The 17780-nt window shown below is 71.0% G+C and carries 17 protein-coding genes; 13 read left to right on the forward strand and 4 right to left on the reverse strand.

Annotated elements, in window-relative coordinates; translation table 11 throughout:
* Position 1: 1 nt before the first annotated feature.
* Both OHU74_RS33925 and OHU74_RS33930 read right to left on the reverse strand, forming a co-directional pair.
* Positions 2–625: a restriction endonuclease gene (locus tag OHU74_RS33925; RefSeq protein ID WP_371619479.1), complete on the reverse strand. Its 624-nt coding sequence runs from the start codon at positions 623–625 to the stop codon at positions 2–4.
* 71 nt (positions 626–696) lie between these two features.
* Positions 697–906, reverse strand: coding sequence for a hypothetical protein (locus OHU74_RS33930; RefSeq protein ID WP_371619480.1), 210 nt, complete (start codon positions 904–906; stop codon positions 697–699).
* A 236-nt stretch (positions 907–1142) separates the two neighbouring features.
* Here OHU74_RS33930 and OHU74_RS33935 point away from each other — a divergent pair, with 236 nt between their 5' ends.
* The 6 genes from OHU74_RS33935 to OHU74_RS33960 all read left to right on the forward strand — a co-directional run bounded on the left by OHU74_RS33935 (position 1143) and on the right by OHU74_RS33960 (position 6986).
* Positions 1143–2177 (forward strand): tetratricopeptide repeat protein, encoded by a 1035-nt coding sequence (locus OHU74_RS33935; RefSeq protein WP_371619481.1) that lies wholly within the window; start codon positions 1143–1145, stop codon positions 2175–2177.
* Complete coding sequence (locus OHU74_RS33940) at positions 2174–5146, forward strand: CHAT domain-containing protein (RefSeq protein WP_371619482.1); 2973 nt, start codon at positions 2174–2176, stop codon at positions 5144–5146. Before OHU74_RS33935 ends, OHU74_RS33940 begins: the two co-directional genes overlap by 4 nt.
* Positions 5147–5148: 2 nt before the next feature.
* Positions 5149–5652 (forward strand): hypothetical protein, encoded by a 504-nt coding sequence (locus tag OHU74_RS33945; protein ID WP_371619483.1) that lies wholly within the window; start codon positions 5149–5151, stop codon positions 5650–5652.
* 109 nt (positions 5653–5761) lie between these two features.
* Positions 5762–6349 (forward strand): DUF2975 domain-containing protein, encoded by a 588-nt coding sequence (locus OHU74_RS33950; protein WP_371619484.1) that lies wholly within the window; start codon positions 5762–5764, stop codon positions 6347–6349.
* On the forward strand, positions 6349–6585 hold the full coding sequence (locus tag OHU74_RS33955) for a helix-turn-helix domain-containing protein (protein WP_371619485.1): 237 nt from the start codon (positions 6349–6351) through the stop codon (positions 6583–6585). Before OHU74_RS33950 ends, OHU74_RS33955 begins: the two co-directional genes overlap by 1 nt.
* Before the next feature lie 197 nt (positions 6586–6782).
* A complete protein-coding gene (locus tag OHU74_RS33960; protein WP_330300252.1) occupies positions 6783–6986 on the forward strand; it encodes a cold-shock protein in 204 nt (67 codons plus the stop codon).
* Between the two features lie 224 nt (positions 6987–7210).
* Here OHU74_RS33960 and OHU74_RS33965 read toward each other — a convergent pair whose 3' ends face one another.
* Together OHU74_RS33965 and OHU74_RS33970 are read right to left on the reverse strand one after the other, a co-directional pair.
* On the reverse strand, positions 7211–7858 hold the full coding sequence (locus OHU74_RS33965; protein ID WP_371619486.1) for a glyoxalase: 648 nt from the start codon (positions 7856–7858) through the stop codon (positions 7211–7213).
* A 321-nt stretch (positions 7859–8179) separates the two neighbouring features.
* Positions 8180–9013, reverse strand: coding sequence for a PIG-L family deacetylase (locus tag OHU74_RS33970; protein WP_371619487.1), 834 nt, complete (start codon positions 9011–9013; stop codon positions 8180–8182).
* Between the two features lie 366 nt (positions 9014–9379).
* On the opposite strand from OHU74_RS33970, the gene OHU74_RS33975 reads away from it, so the two are divergent.
* The 7 genes from OHU74_RS33975 to OHU74_RS34005 all read left to right on the forward strand — a co-directional run bounded on the left by OHU74_RS33975 (position 9380) and on the right by OHU74_RS34005 (position 17767).
* The gene (locus OHU74_RS33975) at positions 9380–9736 is read left to right on the forward strand and encodes a hypothetical protein (protein WP_371619488.1); all 357 of its coding nucleotides are present in this window, start codon (positions 9380–9382) and stop codon (positions 9734–9736) included.
* 513 nt (positions 9737–10249) lie between these two features.
* Positions 10250–11470 (forward strand): cytochrome P450, cyclodipeptide synthase-associated, encoded by a 1221-nt coding sequence (locus OHU74_RS33980; protein WP_371619489.1) that lies wholly within the window; start codon positions 10250–10252, stop codon positions 11468–11470.
* A 53-nt stretch (positions 11471–11523) separates the two neighbouring features.
* Complete coding sequence (locus tag OHU74_RS33985; protein WP_371619490.1) at positions 11524–11925, forward strand: nuclear transport factor 2 family protein; 402 nt, start codon at positions 11524–11526, stop codon at positions 11923–11925.
* A 135-nt stretch (positions 11926–12060) separates the two neighbouring features.
* Complete coding sequence (locus tag OHU74_RS33990; RefSeq protein ID WP_371619491.1) at positions 12061–14052, forward strand: ATP-binding protein; 1992 nt, start codon at positions 12061–12063, stop codon at positions 14050–14052.
* Positions 14053–14186: 134 nt separating this feature from the next.
* Complete coding sequence (locus OHU74_RS33995; protein ID WP_371619492.1) at positions 14187–15845, forward strand: MFS transporter; 1659 nt, start codon at positions 14187–14189, stop codon at positions 15843–15845.
* 41 nt (positions 15846–15886) lie between these two features.
* Positions 15887–16327: an SRPBCC family protein gene (locus OHU74_RS34000; RefSeq protein ID WP_371619493.1), complete on the forward strand. Its 441-nt coding sequence runs from the start codon at positions 15887–15889 to the stop codon at positions 16325–16327.
* A 75-nt stretch (positions 16328–16402) separates the two neighbouring features.
* The gene (locus OHU74_RS34005) at positions 16403–17767 is read left to right on the forward strand and encodes a carotenoid oxygenase family protein (RefSeq protein ID WP_371619494.1); all 1365 of its coding nucleotides are present in this window, start codon (positions 16403–16405) and stop codon (positions 17765–17767) included.
* Positions 17768–17780: the final 13 nt, after the last annotated feature.

A 17780-nucleotide genomic window follows, 5' to 3' on the forward strand; every position in this document is an offset into this window, starting at 1 on the left:
CTTAAGGGCCGGTTTGGCGGCCGGCCGGAGGCAGGGCGCGCAAGAGGTCCCACAGCGGGCGGGATCCGCTGGCCCAGTCGGCGAGGAGGTGGCGGTCGACCAGGTGGAGCCGTTGGGACTTCGCGAACTGCACCGCGTTGTCGGTGATGCGGCCGTTGGTGAGCATGACCAGGACGTCACCGTTGTGGATCTGCCTGCCGGTGCCGTTGAGGACGTGCAGGTCGGGGGTACCGACGGGCTTCCCGGACCAGCCGTCCTTCCTGTGTTTGCACTGGATGGCCCACCGGCGGCCGTAGGGGTCGGTGGCCTTGACGTCGGCGCCGTTGTCACCGCGTCCGCCGACCTGCTGGGCGTCCGCGCAGCCGTCGCGGCGCAGCAGGTCCCGTACCGCGAACTCGAACGCCCGGTGATGGAGGCCGTCGAGCTGTCCGAGCGCGTAGCGCAGACCGCTCGCCCGGACCTGGTCCCACCGGGCTGCCTTCCCGCGCCGCCATGCCCAGGCGCCGGCTCCGGCGGCCGCCACGAGCAGTACGGCCGCCACGGTCCAGGGGTGGGCGGCCAGCCACCGCAACGCGGCGACCATCACGCTGAGCGCGAGCGTCGCCGCGAGAGCGGTGAGGACCACCTGTTCCCGGCGCTGATTCTTCCGCCGCCGGGGCCGACGGCCGGAACGCCGGACCGGACGACGATGCCCGCTCACTGGCTGGCCTGGGAGACACTGCCGACGAGTTGGCCCAGGAAGTTGGCGATGCCCTGGCCGACATCGGTAGGGGCGAGGACGATGCCGAGCGCCAGGACGATGAGCACGGTCATCTTCTCGTCGGACCGGCTGCGGGCCTGCGTGCGACGGCGCAGTCGCAGAACAACGATGACCATCAGCAGCAACGCCACGTTGATCGTCAGCAAGTGCCCAGCCCCCCGCTCGAACCCCCACGGGGGCAGCGGACGACAACCCCCAGTACCCGGTTCACCGTCACGCCCAACGCGGAACCGGTGTAGCTGGCAGACTCTTTGTCGCCCGATGATCTGAGCCGACAGGATGCCCGGGTGCGCGAGCGGGCAACGGGGGGTGGTCCAGCGTGACTGGTGAACCGATCATAGGTTGGGGTCCGCAGTATCGAGGAGAGCACTCAAGTCCCCAAGTGGTCGAGTGCTACGAGCAGTTCGTTTCGACCAGGGATCCGGCGAAGCTCGCCTCCCTGGAAGCGCTGGCCATGGCCGCCGGCCTGTCGGGAGACCTGCATGCGCTGGCATCGGCCTATCTGGTGGCAGAACTCCCCATGGAGGGGGTCCCGTTGCTGGAGTTCCTGGCCGACTCCGGCCCGGCGGATCCGGCCGTGCGGTGCGATCTCGCCAGCGCCTACATCCTGATCGGCAGTGTGGAACGGGCGTGCCGGGAGCTGGAGCGCATCCTGGCGGCCTTCCCCGGATTCGCCGCCGCCGACCGTCAACTCGCCGACGTCCGCGTGTGGTTGCAGTGGCGTGTGGCCGAGATGGACTTTCAGCAGCGCCGGGCCGGCTTCCTGTCCGAGCGGATCGCCGACGAGGGCGGCGACATCGACGAACACATCATGCTGGCAAGGGCCCTCTACCAGCTGGCCCGGACCCCGCGCAGCGGCGTTGACTGGCCGGACGTCGTGGACGCCCTGAACCGGGCGCGCCGCCTCCACGGCGATCACTCACAGGTGCTGGAACTCCTCACGGCAGCGACCCACCAGGCGGGAGCCGAGGCGGAGTGGCACGAGGCGCTGCTCGCCTTGGAACGGGTCGCTCCCCGGTCCGCCATCCTCGATCATTGGCGCTCCGCCGGTCCGGCCGGCCTTCCGAACCCGGACCGGTTGCTCGCGGTCGCCTCCTCGGGCACTGAGGACGCACACGGCGCCCTGCGGGACCTCCGGTCGCAGTACCGGATGTGTCCGAACAACCCGGACATCCAGCGCTGCCTGATGCAGGCAGAGGTCCGCGCGGGACACGTCGCCGAGGGGCTGTGGCTGGCCGATGGTCTGGCCGCCACCGGGGCGCTCGACTTCTACGGGCACGCTGCCCTCGCCATGGTCTACGGCGTGGCCGGAGACCAGCGGATGGACCGCCACTTCACCGCAGCCCTGCCCCTCGCGCCGGACGCGGGATCCCGGGCAGCGTTCCAGGCCCAGTACGACAGGGTGCGTGGAACTTGACGCAGACCCAGGACATCATCGAGCGCCTGCTCCTGCTGGACCAGCTCAGCCGTCTGCCTGCTGTCCTCGAAGCCGCGCTGCCCTTCGACGGCCAGGAGCTCCTCGTCGGCCTGCGTGCTCGCGCAAAGACCGCCGAGGCCGGCGGACAGCACGCCGAGGCCGCGTTCCTGCGGTCATTGGTTCCACGTGTGGAAGAGGCGCTCCCGCGCTCGGCTGTGACAGGGGCATCGCGAGCGCCGGCGACGCCGACGGAGCTCCTGGACCGCCTACTCGCCTACGGTTCCGCGCTCGACCAGTACCTCGTCGCCCGGCGGTACCCGGAGCTGGCCCGCGCCTCCGTGCCCCTCCTGCAGTCCTGGTTCGCGGACGCACGCACCGTGGAGAGGGAGCGCCACGCCTCGGCCATTGCCGTCATCGGCGTGGTCTGGGGCGGACCGAACGACCAGGCCTTCGGCCGGGTGATGTGGTCAGCGCTGCAGCGACGCAGGGGGGCGGCGCGGGCCGCGCGCCGGCACCTCGACCGGGCGCAGCCGGACGGCACCCCGGCCGGGGACACGCTGCGGCTCCAACTGTTGGCCGCCCGAACGGCGTTGACCGACACGGGCGGGGAGCTGGAGGAGGCCGTCCGGATGGCCCGCGAGGGTCTGACGGCCGCGACGGCCCACGCGGACACGGTGGCCGCCCGGCTCTTCCATGAGGAGCTCGCCGGATGTCTCCGCTCCCTCGGCCGGACCAGTGAGGCGCTGCCCCACGTGAACGCCGCCCTGGAGGCGCTGCCCGATCATGAGGCAGCCGCGGCCGAGCGCTCATCACTCCTGAACCTGCGCGGCCTGATCCAGGAGGACCTCGGGGAGTACGACCTCGGCGCAGCCGACTTCGCCGCGGCCGGGCTGGCAGCCCAGCGCTGTGGGGACGAGCGGCGTCGATTCGAGGCCGTGACGAACGGCGCCGCCTCCCTCTCGAAGGCGGGACGGCAGCGCGAAGCCCTCCAGGCCTTCGAGCAGGTCCTGGCCGAAGCGCGGCGCCATCACCACGACCGCAGGGTGTCGGCCACGCTCAACAACATCGGCCAGGTCCGCCTCGCCATGGGCGACGCCGCCGGTGCCCGGAACAGTTTCCTCGACGCGATCAACGGATGCCGCATCCTGCCGCAGGGCGACACCGGGGAGCTGATCAGCTGGTTCGGTCTCGCGGACGCGACATCCGCCCTCGGCGACGCAGACTCGGCCAAACACCTGTACCTCGCGGCGCTCATCACGGGAATCACCTCCGGGCACTACGACACCGCCCTCGGCGACTACCTCCTGCGCGGACAGAAGTTCGACGACCAGGACCGCGTGGCCCACCTCCGCCTGCTCCAGTCCGCCTTCGCCCAGCTCACCTCTTGGCGGCACAGGGCGGCCGTAGGGGCGTTCCTGGCCCGTGAGGTCATCCGCGGGGGCGAGCAGGAGCGGGGGCACCGGCTGTTCGCCGACCTCCTCGCGGAGGCCACCTCCCGCGACCCGGAAGGTCTGGAGTGCCTGGCCGTCCGGACGCGCTTCGCCTCCGTACTCGCCCACGAACTCGGCCGGCCACGAGCGGCACTGGCCGAGTACCAGCTGGCCCGGAGGCACGTCCAGCGTCTCCTCGCCCGTACGCAGGTGCCCGACCGGCGCGCCGAGCTGGTGAGCGAGCACTTCGGTATCTACGAGGCCCTCCTCGGGCTCCTGGTCGGCGCCCCGGAAGCCCTCGGCCTCACCGAGAGCGAGGCCTGGCGGCTCGCGTTCGACCTGCACGAGGAGGCGAAGTCGCCGACCACGCTCGCCCACCTGGGGGCGGCCCCGCTGACATCCGCCGAGACCGAGGCCCTGCTCGCCGAGGCGGCGCCGCCCGAGGGCATGGCCTTCGTGTCCTTCTTCTGCGGCACGCGGCACACGTACGTGTTCGTACTCGCCACCAATGCGGAGCTGCGGGCCGAGCGGGTGCGGATCGGCCGGGACGAACTGCAAGGAGCGGCGGACGAACTCCGCCGGATCTTCAACGGCGACCCCCAGGGCTTCCCGCCCCTCGCCCCGCTCAGGCCGCGCGCCCCGCACCGTCGCAGCATCGCCTTCCTCGACGCTCTAGGCCCGCGCCTGACCGCGTTCGCCGGGTTCGCTCCGCCGCAGACCCTGATCTGCGTGGCACCCCACGGCCCACTGCACCTCCTGCCGCTGCACGCCCTGCCCATGGCGGACGGCGCCCGGCTGGCGACCCGCAACTGCCTGACCTACACCCCGAGTCTGAGCGTGCTGGCACCCGTCCTGCGCCGGCGCACTCCGCTGCGCCGCACAGGGCGGGCCCTGTTCGTCGGCGTAGCCGCACAGGAGGACCCCAACCCCGAGCTCTTCCGGACGGACGGCACGCTGCTGAAGTCGGCGGGCTGGCAGGTCACGGAACTCACCGGGGCGGACGCGCACCCGTCGGCTGTCCTCCACGCCCTGAGCGCCGCGGATGTCGCGCACTTCACCTGCCACGGCTACGCGGACCCGGCCAACCCGATGGAGTCCGGGCTCGTCCTCTCGCCCCTCGGCACGTCGGAGCCGCCCACGAAGCACATCCGGCGCCTGTCGGTCGCGCAGCGCAGCGCCGCGCTCCTGCGGCCCTCCCAACTCGCCGACCATCCGTCGGTTCCGGCCCTGCTCACGCTGCGGGCGTGCTCCTCCGCCTGGCAGGCCGAGACGAACCGAGGCGACGAATTCGCAGGGCTGACCAGGGCGTTCCTGCAGGCGGGGGCGCGCTCGGTGCTCTCCACGCTCTGGAACGTCGACCAGGAGAGCTCCGGCCTGCAGGTGTCCGCCCTCTACTCACGGATGAAGGCCGATCCGAACACACCCCTCTGGGTCTGCTATTGGCGCGCCCAGCGTGAACTGCTCGATCGGTCGGGCGCCCCGTGGCTCACCCACCCCTACCACTTTGCCCCCATGGTGCTGAACGGCGACTGGAGATGACCGTGTCCCTGACCAACCCCCTCGACGACCGAGCCCTGGTGCTCGTCCTCCAGGAACTCACCGAGGAGCTGAGCGACGCCTCGGCATCCGCCGCGCCCTCACCGCAGCTGAGCGAGTCCGAGGCCCGCGAGGCCATCCGCTCGCTGACGGCCCGGGCCGACCTGGACCGCATCCTGGACGACGAGGCAGCCGCCACGGCCGCCGCCCGCCGCCTCCTCGACGTGGCCCTGGCGGACCCCGCCACCGCACCGGTCGCGGCCCCGATCGCTGCCGACCCGCCCGCTGACGATCAGCTCTCCGTGGAGGCCGCGGCCGCCGGAATCGTCCTGCTGGCGGCCCTGGTCTCCTGGCTGCAGACCAAGGTGGACATCAAGATCCACCGCAAGGACGGCAAGACGGAGTTCCTCTTCCACCTCCGCAAGGCGGCAGCCGACCCCCAGACCCTCAACAGCCTCGCCCGCACCGCGACCCGCGTACTGACGGGCAACGACACCCAGGAGCCCTGACCGCAGGCGGGCCGTTCGGGGAATCTCTCGCCGACGGCCAGGGGGCTTGTCGATTATCGATATGGTCCTCTACTCTCACACCTATCGATAATCGATAGGGAGGGCTGCAGTGAACACACGGCTCACGAGGACTCTGACCTCGGTGACCTTCGGACTGGCGATGCTCTGCGGGCTCGCCTTCATCGGCACCGGGATCACGCACCTGCTCGACGACGGCGACATCTGCGTGCAGACCGAGTTCTGGCGCAACGCCGCACTGGCGCCGGACGGCCTGTCGGTCGGCAAGGGGGTCGAGGCGTCCAGCAGCGCGGCACGCCTGTGCCAGCACAGCCCTTCCACGGGCCAGCGCGCGGCCGACCTCGGGATCGAACTGCCGTGGCTGCTGTTCGGCGCCCTCGCGCTGCTGCTCTTCTCCCGGGTGCTCGAAGGCGTCGTGAAGCAGGGCCCGTTCACTGAGGCGGTGGCGCGGCGGCTGTCGGTCCTGGGCTGGTTCGTCGCGGTGGGTACGCCGCTGACCGGTCTGGTGGCCGGCTGGTCGCAGTCCTGGCTGGTGGACAGCATGGCGCCGATCGTGGGTTCCGGGCCGACGGTCTCGGGGCCGCTGGTGCTCGTCCTCGCCGGTCTCGCCGCGGTGGTCATGGGCAGGATCATGCGCGAGGGCGTGCGCATGCGGGAGGACCTCGAAGGGACCATCTGATGTCCGACGAGGAACTCCACTCGGTCCGGATCCACCTCGACCGGCTCCTCGCCGAGCGCGGGATGACGCTGACCGAACTGTCCGCACAGGTGGGCATCACTGTCGTCAACCTGTCCATCCTCAAGAACGGGCGGGCCAAAGCCATCCGCTTCTCGACCCTGTCGAGGATCTGCGAGGTCCTCGATTGCCAGCCGGGAGACCTCATCACCCACGACCCGTCGAACGGGCCCGGCTGAGCTCGACTCGCGGCCGGTCGGCCGGCTGGCTCATCGGACGGTTCGGCAGCGTGGATTTCTAGCCGAAGTGAGCCTTCAGGTGGCTGAGTTCCGCATATCGCGGCTGGTGCTCGGGCCCGTACCTTGCGTCATGTGCGCTGATCAGTTGCGGCTCCAACCTCGTACTGGCGGCGTCGTCACTCTTGAAGGAGAGCAGCATGGCAACAGGCACGGTGAAGTGGTTCAACGCGGAAAAGGGCTTCGGGTTCATCGCCCAGGACGAGGGCCCGGACGTGTTCGTCCACTTCTCCGCGATCCAGTCGGGGGGCTACCGCTCGCTGGAGGAGAACCAGAAGGTGGAGTTCGAAGTAACCCAGGGCCCCAAGGGCCCCCAGGCCGACAACGTCACGGTCGTCGCCTGACGATCCACGCCTGCGCCCCGCACCACTCCACTGGTGCGGGGGCAAGGGTTCGAGCCGCCGGGGCCTGCGAGGCTGGGGTCGTGGCTATTCGCCGTAGGGCTGGTCGGTTCCCTGGGTGCTGTGGCCGAGGCTCCAGATGTAGCCGTCCGGGTCGGCGAAGGTGCCGCCGTATCCGCCCCAGGGCAGGGGGCCTGCAGGGTTGAGGATCTCGGTGTGCGTGCCGGTTAAGCGAGCGGCGCGGCGGTCTCCCAGGCGAACCCGTCCAGGTCGGTGAAGGCATCCGTGGTGCTGCCGAGGGCGATGCGGTGTGAGCCGGTGCCCTCGGCGGGGACGCCGAGGTCCTTGGCGAGGGCGCGGCGCTTGTACAGGGCCAGTTTGACGGCGCCGGGCTGGCCGGGGGTGAACTCGACGTACTTGCTGCCGACGCTCTTGGCCACGCTCAGGCCCTGGTCGAGGTAGAACTGCTTGGTGGCCTTCACGGCCTCGACGCCGATCAGCAGGACGATGTCGTCGATCTCGTGGGTGGCGGGGCCGGTGTTCTTCTTCGCCGAGGTGGCGATCTTCCAGATCGTTCCGTCCGGGGCCTGGACGACGCCGCTGTAGCCCCACAGTGACTTCGCGGCGGGCTTGAGGACCGTGGCGCCTGCTGCCACGGCGGCGCCGAAGAAGCCGTCGACGGTGGCCGGCCCGGACACCGTGAGCGCCAGCGTGAAGCCACGGAACCCGGTGGAGGGCGTCTCGGACGCCCGCAGGTGAATGTAGGTGTCCACTCCGAAGGCGCTGTAGAAGCGGCGGGCGCCCTCGAGGTCGGCCACCTCGAGGGTGACGGAACCGAGGGACGTGTGGGCTGCGGTGGAAGCGGTGGTTGCCATGACCAACACGCTAGGCGCCGCACCACAACCACGGCTTCTCGATTCCTGACCGGTCTCAAGACCCGCTTCACCACGCACCCCGGCATCCCGGCCGCCGCATCCGCCACCTGGCGCCGTCAGGCCCTATAGGCGTGGTGGCACAGCTGCCCGGTCCCACTCACTCACGTGGCCATCGACAGTGCGGGCATGCGTCGCGGCCCCGACGGGGGCTTGGGCGCGGGCTGCCGGAGCGGTACTCGCGTGGGCGAGCCTGCGGGGTGTGCGACACACCCCGCGCACCGCGTAGCCGATGAGTTCCCAAGCCCCCGTCGGACGGGTCGGTCAGCGCAGTCCGGCGAAGAGGTCGTTCTCGGGCAGGGCCGCGCCGGTGGTGTCCTGGACGCGTACGAAGGTCTCCATGCCCATCAGCTCGCCGAACCTCTCCTTGCCCATCCTGAGGAAGAAGATGTTCTCGCCCTGGCTGGCGTGCGCGGCCAGGGCATCGAACTTCTGACCGCTGAATGCGGTCGTGTCCACCCAGGTGGTGATCTCGTCGTCGGGGAGGCCGATCTTGGCGAGCGCGGCGGTTTCCGCGGGATCCGGCTCGGGCATGTCCTCGTGAAACTCGCGCATGATCTCGCCGAAGCGCTGCATCGCCGAGCGGGGCATCGTCGTCCAGTACACCTTCGGTGTCAGCTCGGTCATCTCCAGAGCAGCCATCGTGATGCGGTGGGCCTGGATGTGGTCGGGGTGGCCGTAGAAGCCGTTCTCGTCGTAGGTGACGACCACGTCGGGCTGGTAGTGCCGCATGAGTTCCGCGAGTCGGGCGGCGCCCTTCTCCACGGGGGTCTGCCAGAAGGCTCCGGGGGCGTCGTTGCTCTGCCAGCCCATCATTCCGGAGTCGGCGTAGTCCAGCGTCTCCAGATCGCTGATCTTCAGGACGTCACGGCTCGCTTCGAGCTCTTGACGGCGCATCAAGGCAATGGCCGCCGGATCGTGCCCGGGATCGCCCGGCTTGACACCGCCCGGTCCGTCACCGCAACCGCCGTCGGTACACGTCACGAGCACCGTGCGGATGCCTTCCGCCGCGTAGCGGGCGAGGACCCCTCCGGTTCCGGTGGCCTCGTCATCGGGGTGGGCGTGCACTGCCATGAGCGTCAAGGGCCGGTCGGTCATGAAACTTTCCTCCTGCGGAAGTACGTCTTGGTACGAGTGCGCGGCGGTTGCACCGCGGTCCCTGGGTCCGGTCCGGATCCTGGCGGGGCGGGCGGCCTGGTGGCTTCCACGTACCCCCGCCCGTACGGCGCCGGTCCCTCTGTAGATGCAACCGTGCCGACCGGACCCGCTGTTCCCGGCGCGGCGGTTCGATAAGCCAACAGGTTCCTCGGGTCAGTCGGCAAACCTGTGGCAGATCGGCACCGTCCCGGGCCCGGATGCGGCTGTGCGGCGGAGCTCGGCATCCGTGAGGGTCCGGGGACGGCCCGGACGCGCGAGCCGTGCCTTCGCCGCCCCTCGGCCGTTGATCCCGTCATGAGGAGAACGATGTACGTGACCGCGGTGGCGCTCGTACTGGCCGTTGCCGCGCCGGCCCATGCGAGCGGCGGGGCCAACAAGGGGCCGGTCGGTGTCGGCGTGGTGGGTGACGGCCTGGAGGTGCGGGAGGTCCGGGCTGTCCTGACGGGCTGGTATCCGGGTGCCCGTGCCGAGAGCTTCGTCGTACGGGGTGGCAAGCGGATCCAGACCCTGGGCGGGTGGAAGGCGGCTTCGTCCGAGCAGATCGCGCAGTCCAAGTTCGAGATCGTCTCGTGGCCCATGCGGCGGACCCTCCGGCACGGCGACAGGATCTGTGCACGTTTCGAGCACCGCGCCGAGCGTCCGTGCGTCACGGTGCAACGCTGATTTCGATCTCTCCGGACGCGGCTGGAGGCGTAACGGGCAGTCGCCCGGAACATGACTCCTGCCGCCGGACACGACAGTCGCTCAGCATCACGTGCAGCTGAGCACCACGCGTAGCTGAGGACCACCACCAGCGCCGCGCACTCCGCGAGGAGTTGGGCCACGAGCGCCGCCTGTCGCCCCCGCCGGACGGGCGCAGCCGGCGCGACGAAGTACGCGGCGGCGCGGACTGCGGTGCGGCCCCGGCCACAGCATTAGGCACCGGGCAGCCCCTGCCTGCACTCCTCTCCGCCGCCGCAGCTCTCCGCGGGGCGGATGACGCCTCGTGTGATCATCCGGATGGCCGGAATTCGTACCAACATGCGGAACCTGTAGCCTTGTTCGCTCATCTTGCAGCCCGGATCGGTCGGCGGCTCTGGCTGCCCCGGCTCACGGGGAGAGCACGATGGGCGTCCGCTCGGCGTTGTGTTCCCTCGGCACACCGCATCGCACCGCACCGTTCGAGAGGTCTTCGCCATGTCCGTGGTCACTCCCCGATTCAGCGTCCTGTCCGAGGACTTCGCTGCTGACCCCTACCGGTACTTCGCCCAGTTGAGGGAGCAGGCGCCGGTGCACCACGAGCCGGCGATCGACTGCTACTTCGTCTCCCGCCACGAGGACGTGAAACGGGTACTGAGCGACCATGACGCCTTCACCACCGAGACGCTGCAGGTGCGCGCCGAGCCGGTGATGCGCGGGCCGATCCTCGCCCAGATGACCGGGGCCGAGCACACCGCCAAGCGGAAGGCCGTCGTACGGGGCATCACCGGCCAGGCGCTCCAGGATCAGATTCCCGCCATCCGCGCCAACGCCGCCGAGATCTTGGCCCCGTTTCTCCCCGTGGGCCGGGTGGACCTGCTGAACGATTTCGGCAAGCCCTTCGCCGTGCACGTGACGCTCGACGTCCTCGGCCTGGACAGAGCGGACTGGCAGCGGGTCGCCGACTGGCACAGCGGGATCGCCGAGTTCATCACCAGCCTGACCCTCACCCCCGAGCGCCGACGCCACTGCCTCGACTGCGCCGAGCAGTTGGAGGCCTATCTCCTGCCCGTGATCCAGGAGCGGCGCCGCCGGCCCGGCGAGGACCTGATATCGAAGCTGTGCACCGCCGAGTACGACGGCACCGTCATGAGCGATCGTGAGGTCACCGGGCTGATCATCAACGTGCTGGTGGCCTCCACCGAGCCCGCGGACAAGACGCTCGCCCTGCTCTTCAAGCATCTGCTCGACCACCCGGAGCAGCTGGCGCAGGTCCGCCGGGACCCGGAGCTGCTGGGCGCCGCCATTGCGGAAACGTTGCGCCACACCCCGCCGGTCCAGCTCGTTCCCCGCCAGGCGGAGAGGGACGCCGTGTTCGCCGGAGGCACCGTCCCGGCGGGTGCCACCGTCTTCTGCATGATCGGCGCGGCCAACCGCGACCCCGACGCGTTCACCGACCCGGACGTCTTCGACATCCACCGCCCCGACCTGGGAACCGCCCGCTCCTTCACCGCGGCCGCCCAGCACCTGTCCTTCGGCACCGGGCTCCACCAGTGCATCGGCGCGGCCTTCGCGCGCGCCGAGATCGAGACCGTCGCCGCGATGCTCCTGCCGCTGCTCGACCAGGTCCGTTACAGCCCCGGCTTCCGTTACCGGGAGACCGGCCTGTACACCCGAGGCCCTGCCTCGCTGTCGCTGGACTTCACCCCCGTCCGCTGAGACGGCGCCAGCGTTCCCCCACCGCCCCCCACGCTCCACAGGAGAACACCCGTATGACATCGACCGACACGACCGACATCACCCGGGCCATCAACGATCTGCTGTTCACCCCGGGCCTCGGCCTCGAGGAGGCCATCGACCGGCACTTCACCCCCGACTACCGCCAGCGCACCAACGGCGTGTGGAGTGACCGGACCTCCTTCGCCCAGCACATGACCCGCCTGCGTTCCCTGATCCGCAGCGGGCACATCGAGGTCCACGACGAACTCCGCGACGGGCTGCGGTACGCCGACCGCCACACCGTCACCCTCGGACACCACGACGGCCACACCTCCCGCACCGAGGTCTACCTCTTCGCCCACCTCGCCCCCGACGGCCGCTTCCGGTGCGTCGAGGAGACCACCCTCCTGGTCACCGGCCACACCGACGACCGGAACCTCGGGCTCATCACCTGAGACGGACGGGCCTGCGGGCCCCGGCCACCGCCATGCGCGCCTCGCGCCCATGGCTGCCACCACGAGGCCCGATCGGGCCCGCGCAGATGGCTGTCCCGTGCTGGAACAAAGGAAATGAGAACCGCCATGGTGTCCGTGGGGGAAAGACTGAGCAGGGCGCGCGTACAGGCCTTCATCGGCCGGGACGAGCAACTGGCGCGCTTCGGGGAGGCTTTGGACCGCGACCCGCAGGCACCGTTCGCGTTCTACGTGTACGGGCCCGGCGGCATCGGGAAGTCGACGCTGCTGCGGCGGCTGGCGGACCACGCGCGTGCGGCCGGCCGGCCGCTCGTCGAACTCGACGGCCGGTTCGTCAGCCGGGACCCGGCCGATTTCGAGCAGGCTGCCCGTCCGTTCCTGGACGTTGCGGGCACGGTGCTGTTCGTGGACTCCTTCGAGCACTGCCAGTGGCTGGAGAGCTGGCTGTGGCACCAATTCCTGCCCCGCGCCGCGGACGACACCCTCGTCGTCCTGTCCGGCCGGCGCGCTCCGCAGCCGCAGTGGACCGCCGACCCCGCCTGGTCCCGGCTCCTGCACGTCAGCGAACTGGAGGCGTTCTCCGAGGAGCAGGCCAGGAACCTGCTGACGGCGGCGCAGATCCGGCCCGAGATCCGGGACCGGGTACTGCGCTTCGCCGGAGGCAACCCGCTGGCCCTGTCGCTGGCCGCCGCGGCGGGATCCGGGGGCTTCGACAACCAGGAGATCTGGGCCCCCACGGCCGACGTCCTGCGCACCCTGCTGGCGGGGCTGATCGGGGAGGTGCCGACGGCGGCGCACCGCCGCGCGCTGGAGGTGGCGGCTCAGGCCCACTCGACGTCCGAGGAACTGCTGGCCTCGGTGCTGCCGGGGGAGGACGTCCATCCGCTGTTCTCCTGGCTGCGGGACCTGCCGTTCATGGAATCCACGCACCAGGGGCTGTACCCGCACGACGCCGCGCGCGAGACGCTCGCCGCCGATCTGCGCTGGCGGGCACCCAACGCCTTCGAGTCGATACGCCGGCGCCTGGCGGACGAGTACCTGCGCATCCTGCGCGAGGCACCGCAGGAGCGGGTGTGGACCGTCACCGACGAACTGTTCTACCTCTTCCGGGAGGGCGAGACCCTGGCCCGGCTGCGGTCCTGGTCGCGCGAGGAGGAGGTGCACGACCGTCCTCTGCACCCGGACGACATCGATGTCGTCCTGCGCATGGCCGAGGAGACCGAGGGGCCCGCCTCCGCGGAACTGGTCCGGTACTGGGCGCAGCGCCAGCCGCAGGCCTTCAGCGTCTACCGGCTCGTGGACACGGGGCGGGTCGTGGCCTTCACGGCCCGGCTGGAGCTGCCGGCCCCCGCCGACCCGCGGGACGTGGCCACCGATCCGGTCGTGGCTGCCGCGTGGCAGTACACCGAGGCCACCGCTCCGGTGAGCCCCGGCGAACACATCGGAGTCAGCCGCTTCTCGATCTACCCCGAGCGGTACCAGGTTCCCTCGCGCGTCACCGACCTGAGCAGCTCCCGGGCCCAGGCGGAGGCGGCCCGGGCCCGCGGCCGCGCGTACGGCTTCGCCGTCTTCCGGGACGCGGAGACCTGGGGTGCGCGCGTCAAGGGGACCCTCGAGGACACCGGGGCGCGCCCGCGCGTGGGCGAGTACACCTACGGGCTGTTCGGTGTCGACTGGCGTCATCTGCCGGTGGAGGCATGGCTCATGAACTTCATATCGGCCTCGAAGGCCCCCGTCCTGGCCAGTCCGCCGCCCGTCTCGCGCAGCGCGTTCGACCAGGCCGTGCGTGAGGCGCTGGCGCACTGGCGCGATCCGGGCGCGTTCGCCGCGTGTGCGCTGATGCGGACCCGGCTCGCGGCCGACTTCGCCGATCCGGGCGGGGAGTTGCGCGACCTGCTCCAGCAGGCCGTCGAGGATCTCGCCGGTGACCCGCGCGGTGTGCGGGCCCGCGATGCGCTCGCGGCCGGCTATTTCACCGGTGCGCCCACGCAGGAGGCCGCCGCCCGCCGTCTGGGTCTTCCGTACGGGACCTATCGCCGTCATGTGCGTCAGGGGCTGGACCTGCTCTGTGAGGCGCTGTGGCAGCGGGAGTTGCACGAACCGCAGTAGCGGCGGTCCGCCCCGGCCCGATCGGCGGGACACCCGCCGGGCCGGGGCGGGTGGACAGGTGCGGACAGGAGTGGACAGTGCCGGGCCCGGCCGGGCCTGGATAGTGGACACCTGCCGCGCCGAGTCTGTGCGTCATGAACCTTGCACGCACGCAGACGGGCCGGACGGTACGCCGGGCCCCCGGACCGGGAGCGGTGCTCGCGGCACTGGCCGCGGCCCAGTTCACCGTCATGCTCGCCACCTCGATCGTCAATGTGGCGCTCCCTCAGATCCGTGCCGGGGCCGGCCTCTCGGACGGCGGAACCACCTGGGTGGTCAACGCCTACGGCCTGGCGTTCGGGGCGTTGCTCCTCGCCGGCGGGCGGGTCGCCGACCTGCTGGGCCGCCGCCGGGTGCTTCTCGCCGGGCTCGCCCTGTTCGCGCTGGCTTCCCTGGCAGCGGGACTGGGCACCTCCGCCGGGGTACTGATCGCGGCCCGGGCGGTCCAGGGCCTGGGCGCCGCCGCGATCGCCCCGGCCGCGCTCGCGCTGGCGATGGACGGGCCCTCGTACGGCCCCGGTCGCGGCAGGGCGCTGGGCGTGTGGGGGGCGGTGTCCGGGGCGGGCGCGGCGGGCGGGGTCCTGCTGGGCGGTGTGCTCACCCAGGCGTGGGGCTGGCCGTGGATCTTCCACTCGGTGGCGGTCGCGGCGGCGCTGGTCCTGGCCGCCGTGATGGTGCTCGTACCGCGGGATGCCGCTAGGCCGTCTCTTTCGGATCTTGCCGGGTCCGCGCCGCCCGGCACCGCACCTCGCCGCACTGCCGCGGCACCCGAGTACGTCCAGTACACGGGAGCCCCGGCAGCGCACCGAGGCACGGCACCGGACGGCGCAGACCTGACCGACAAGATCCGAAAGAGACGACCTAGCCGGGGCGGGCGCTTCGACCTGCTGGGCACCGCCACCATCACCCTGGCCCTGACCTGCCTGGTGTGGGGACTGACCACCGCGCGCGGTGTCGGCTGGGGCGATGCCGGGGTGCTGGGCTCCTTGGGCGGAGCCGTGGTGCTGCTCGCGGCGTTCTGCGCGATCGAGGTCCGCCGGCCGGATGCGCTGGTGCCGCTGCGGCTGCTCACCGCCGGCCGGGTCGCCGCGGGCAATGTGCTGATGGCCCTGCTGGGCTCCGTATGGATCGCCCTGTTCTTCTTCCTTCCGCTCTACCAGCAGCAGGTCCTCGGAGCGAGCCCGTTGATCACCGGTTTGGGGCAACTCCCGCTCGCCGCGGTCCACATGTTCGGCTCCGCTCTCGCCCCGCGCATCTCCCGGCGCATCGGTGCCACCGCGACGGCGACCGCGGCCCTGCTGACGGAGGCCGCCGGGCTGCTGTGGCTGTCGCGGATCAGCGCCGACGGCAGCTACCTCGCCGACGTGCTGGGCCCCAGCGTCCTGATCGGCCTGGGGCTCGGCGTCGCCTTCGTCCAGCTCACCGCACTCGCCGTGGAGGGTGTTCCGGGCCGGGACGCGGGTCTGGCCGGCGGGCTGGTGAACACCACCCGGCAGGTCGGCGGAGCGATCGGGCTCGCCGCGCTGGCCACCCTGGCCGGTTCCGTGACCGCCCACGCGTCCGCCGGCCAGGCCCCGCTGGAGGCGCTGACCGCCGGCTACCGCACCGCGTTCGCAGTGTCGGCCGGGGTGCTGGCCGCCACGGCCGTCCTCGCGGTGTTCCTCACCCGTCGCACAGGGGCGCGTACCCCCGCGACCACGACCACCCCCACGACCAACCCCACCGTGCTCTCCCGTGTCCCACTGAACCGCTAGATCACCAGACCAGCCAACGAAACCGGACAGGAAACACCACCATGATCACCATCGACGAGAACGCACCCGTCATCGTCCGCCTGAGCACCGTCATCGACGCGCCCCTGACGACCGTGTGGGCGCTGCACACCGACATCGCGGCCTGGCCCGCCTGGAACACGGATATCGACCGGGCGGAGGTCGACGGCCCGCTGCGGCCCGGCAGTTCCTTCAACTGGCTCACCCACGGGCTGGACATCACCTCCACCGTGCAGGAGCTGGTGCCCGGGGTGCGGATCGTGTGGGGCGGGACCGTCGAAGGCATCGTCGGCGTCCACGTATGGACGTTCGAGCAGAGCGGCGGGCGCACCACCGTCCACACCGAGGAGTCCTGGAGCGGCGCCCCGGTCGATGCCGCGGTGGACCACCTCGGCAAGGCCCTCCACGACTCCCTCGAAGGCTGGCTCTCCCACCTCAAGAACCGTGCGGAACAGGCCGCCTGACCACCCTTCAGGCCTTCACGCTTTCACGCATTCATGCATTCATGCATTCATACATTCACGAAAGGCATTCCTGCCATGACGACCGCCAAGCCGTACCTGACCGGCCACTTCACCCCCGTCGCTGAGGAGATCACCGCCACCGGCCTCACCGTCGAGGGCTCCCTGCCCCCCGAACTGTCGGGTCGGCTGCTGCGCAACGGGCACAACCCCAAGCCCGGAGTCACCCCCACCCACTGGTTCAAGGGCAGCGGAATGGTCCACGGCATCCGCCTGCGTGACGGCCGCGCCGAGTGGTACCGCAACCGCTGGGTGCACGCCCCCGCCCTCGACGGCGCCCCCTACATGACCGAGCGCGGACCCGACTTGACGGCCAGTGCCGCCGGTACCCACGTCATCGAACACGGCGGGCGCCTCCTGGCGCTGTGCGAGGCGAACCTTCCCTTCGAGCTCACCCCGGAGCTGGAAACGGTCGGCGCCTACGACTTCGACGGCAAGCTGCGCGGCGCGATGACCGCGCACCCCAAGGAGGACCCGTTGACCGGGGAGCTCCACTTCTTCGGGTCCTCGCCGTTTCCGCCGTTCCTGACCTACTACGTCGCCAACGCCAAGGGCGAGATCATCCACAGCGCCGACGTCCCGGGTGCGACCGCCTCGCTCAAGCACGACTTCGCCCTCACCCGCCGCCACGTGGTCTTCGTCGAGGGCAACGTCACCTTCGACCCGAGCGAGGCCTCCGGCATCCCCTACGCCTGGAGCGACCAGCAGCTGTCCCGCATCGGGGTCATGCCGCGCGGCACCGACGGCGCCGGCCGCGTCCGCTGGTTCTCCATCGAACCGGGCAACATGCTGCACGTCTCCAACGCCTTCGAGGACAGCCAGGGCCGCATCGTCCTGGAGGGCCCCACCGTGGACCGCGAGGGATTCCGGCTCTCCTGGAACTGGTGGATCGGCGCGCCCGGGCGCGGCAGCGAGCCCGTCTCCCGCTCCTACACCCGCCGCTGGGTCCTCGACACGGTCGACGGCAGCGTCGACGAGCAGATCATCGACGACCTTGCGGTGGAGTTCCCGACGCTCAACGAGGAGTACCTGGGCGCCGAGAACCGCTACCAGTACGCCATCTCCTTCCCCGACGAGAAGGGATTCGGCGGCTACGGAGTGGTCAAGTACGACCGCACCACCGGAGCCCGCCGCATCCACCAGGTCGGCGACGCGCGGATGCCCGGCGAAGCGGTCTTCGTCCCCGCGGCCGGGGCCACGGGCGAGGACGACGGCTACCTCCTGACCGTCGTCTCCGACCTCAAGCAGAACGCCTCGCAACTGCTGGTTCTCGACGCCGCCGGCCTCGACCGCATCGCCACGGTCCACCTGCCCCACCGGGTGGCCGCCGGACTCCACGGCTCCTGGATCGCCGACGGCGACGTGGAGGGCGCCACGGGCTGACCCGCAACAAGGA

Source organism: Streptomyces sp. NBC_00454, assembly GCF_041434015.1.
In the GTDB taxonomy this organism is placed as follows: Bacteria; Actinomycetota; Actinomycetes; order Streptomycetales; family Streptomycetaceae; genus Streptomyces.

Excerpts from the sequence above, each read along its gene's own strand:
- OHU74_RS33965 (WP_371619486.1), bottom strand. The coding sequence starts at position 7,858 with ATGGCAACCACCGCTTCCACCGCAGCCCACACGTCCCTCGGTTCCGTC.
- OHU74_RS33980 (WP_371619489.1), top strand. The coding sequence starts at position 10,250 with ATGTCCGTGGTCACTCCCCGATTCAGCGTCCTGTCCGAGGACTTCGCT.
- OHU74_RS33975 (WP_371619488.1), top strand. The coding sequence starts at position 9,380 with ATGTACGTGACCGCGGTGGCGCTCGTACTGGCCGTTGCCGCGCCGGCC.
- OHU74_RS34005 (WP_371619494.1), top strand. The coding sequence starts at position 16,403 with ATGACGACCGCCAAGCCGTACCTGACCGGCCACTTCACCCCCGTCGCT.
- OHU74_RS33970 (WP_371619487.1), bottom strand. The coding sequence starts at position 9,013 with ATGACCGACCGGCCCTTGACGCTCATGGCAGTGCACGCCCACCCCGAT.
- OHU74_RS33985 (WP_371619490.1), top strand. The coding sequence starts at position 11,524 with ATGACATCGACCGACACGACCGACATCACCCGGGCCATCAACGATCTG.
- OHU74_RS33955 (WP_371619485.1), top strand. The coding sequence starts at position 6,349 with ATGTCCGACGAGGAACTCCACTCGGTCCGGATCCACCTCGACCGGCTC.
- OHU74_RS34000 (WP_371619493.1), top strand. The coding sequence starts at position 15,887 with ATGATCACCATCGACGAGAACGCACCCGTCATCGTCCGCCTGAGCACC.
- OHU74_RS33960 (WP_330300252.1), top strand. The coding sequence starts at position 6,783 with ATGGCAACAGGCACGGTGAAGTGGTTCAACGCGGAAAAGGGCTTCGGG.
- OHU74_RS33995 (WP_371619492.1), top strand. The coding sequence starts at position 14,187 with ATGAACCTTGCACGCACGCAGACGGGCCGGACGGTACGCCGGGCCCCC.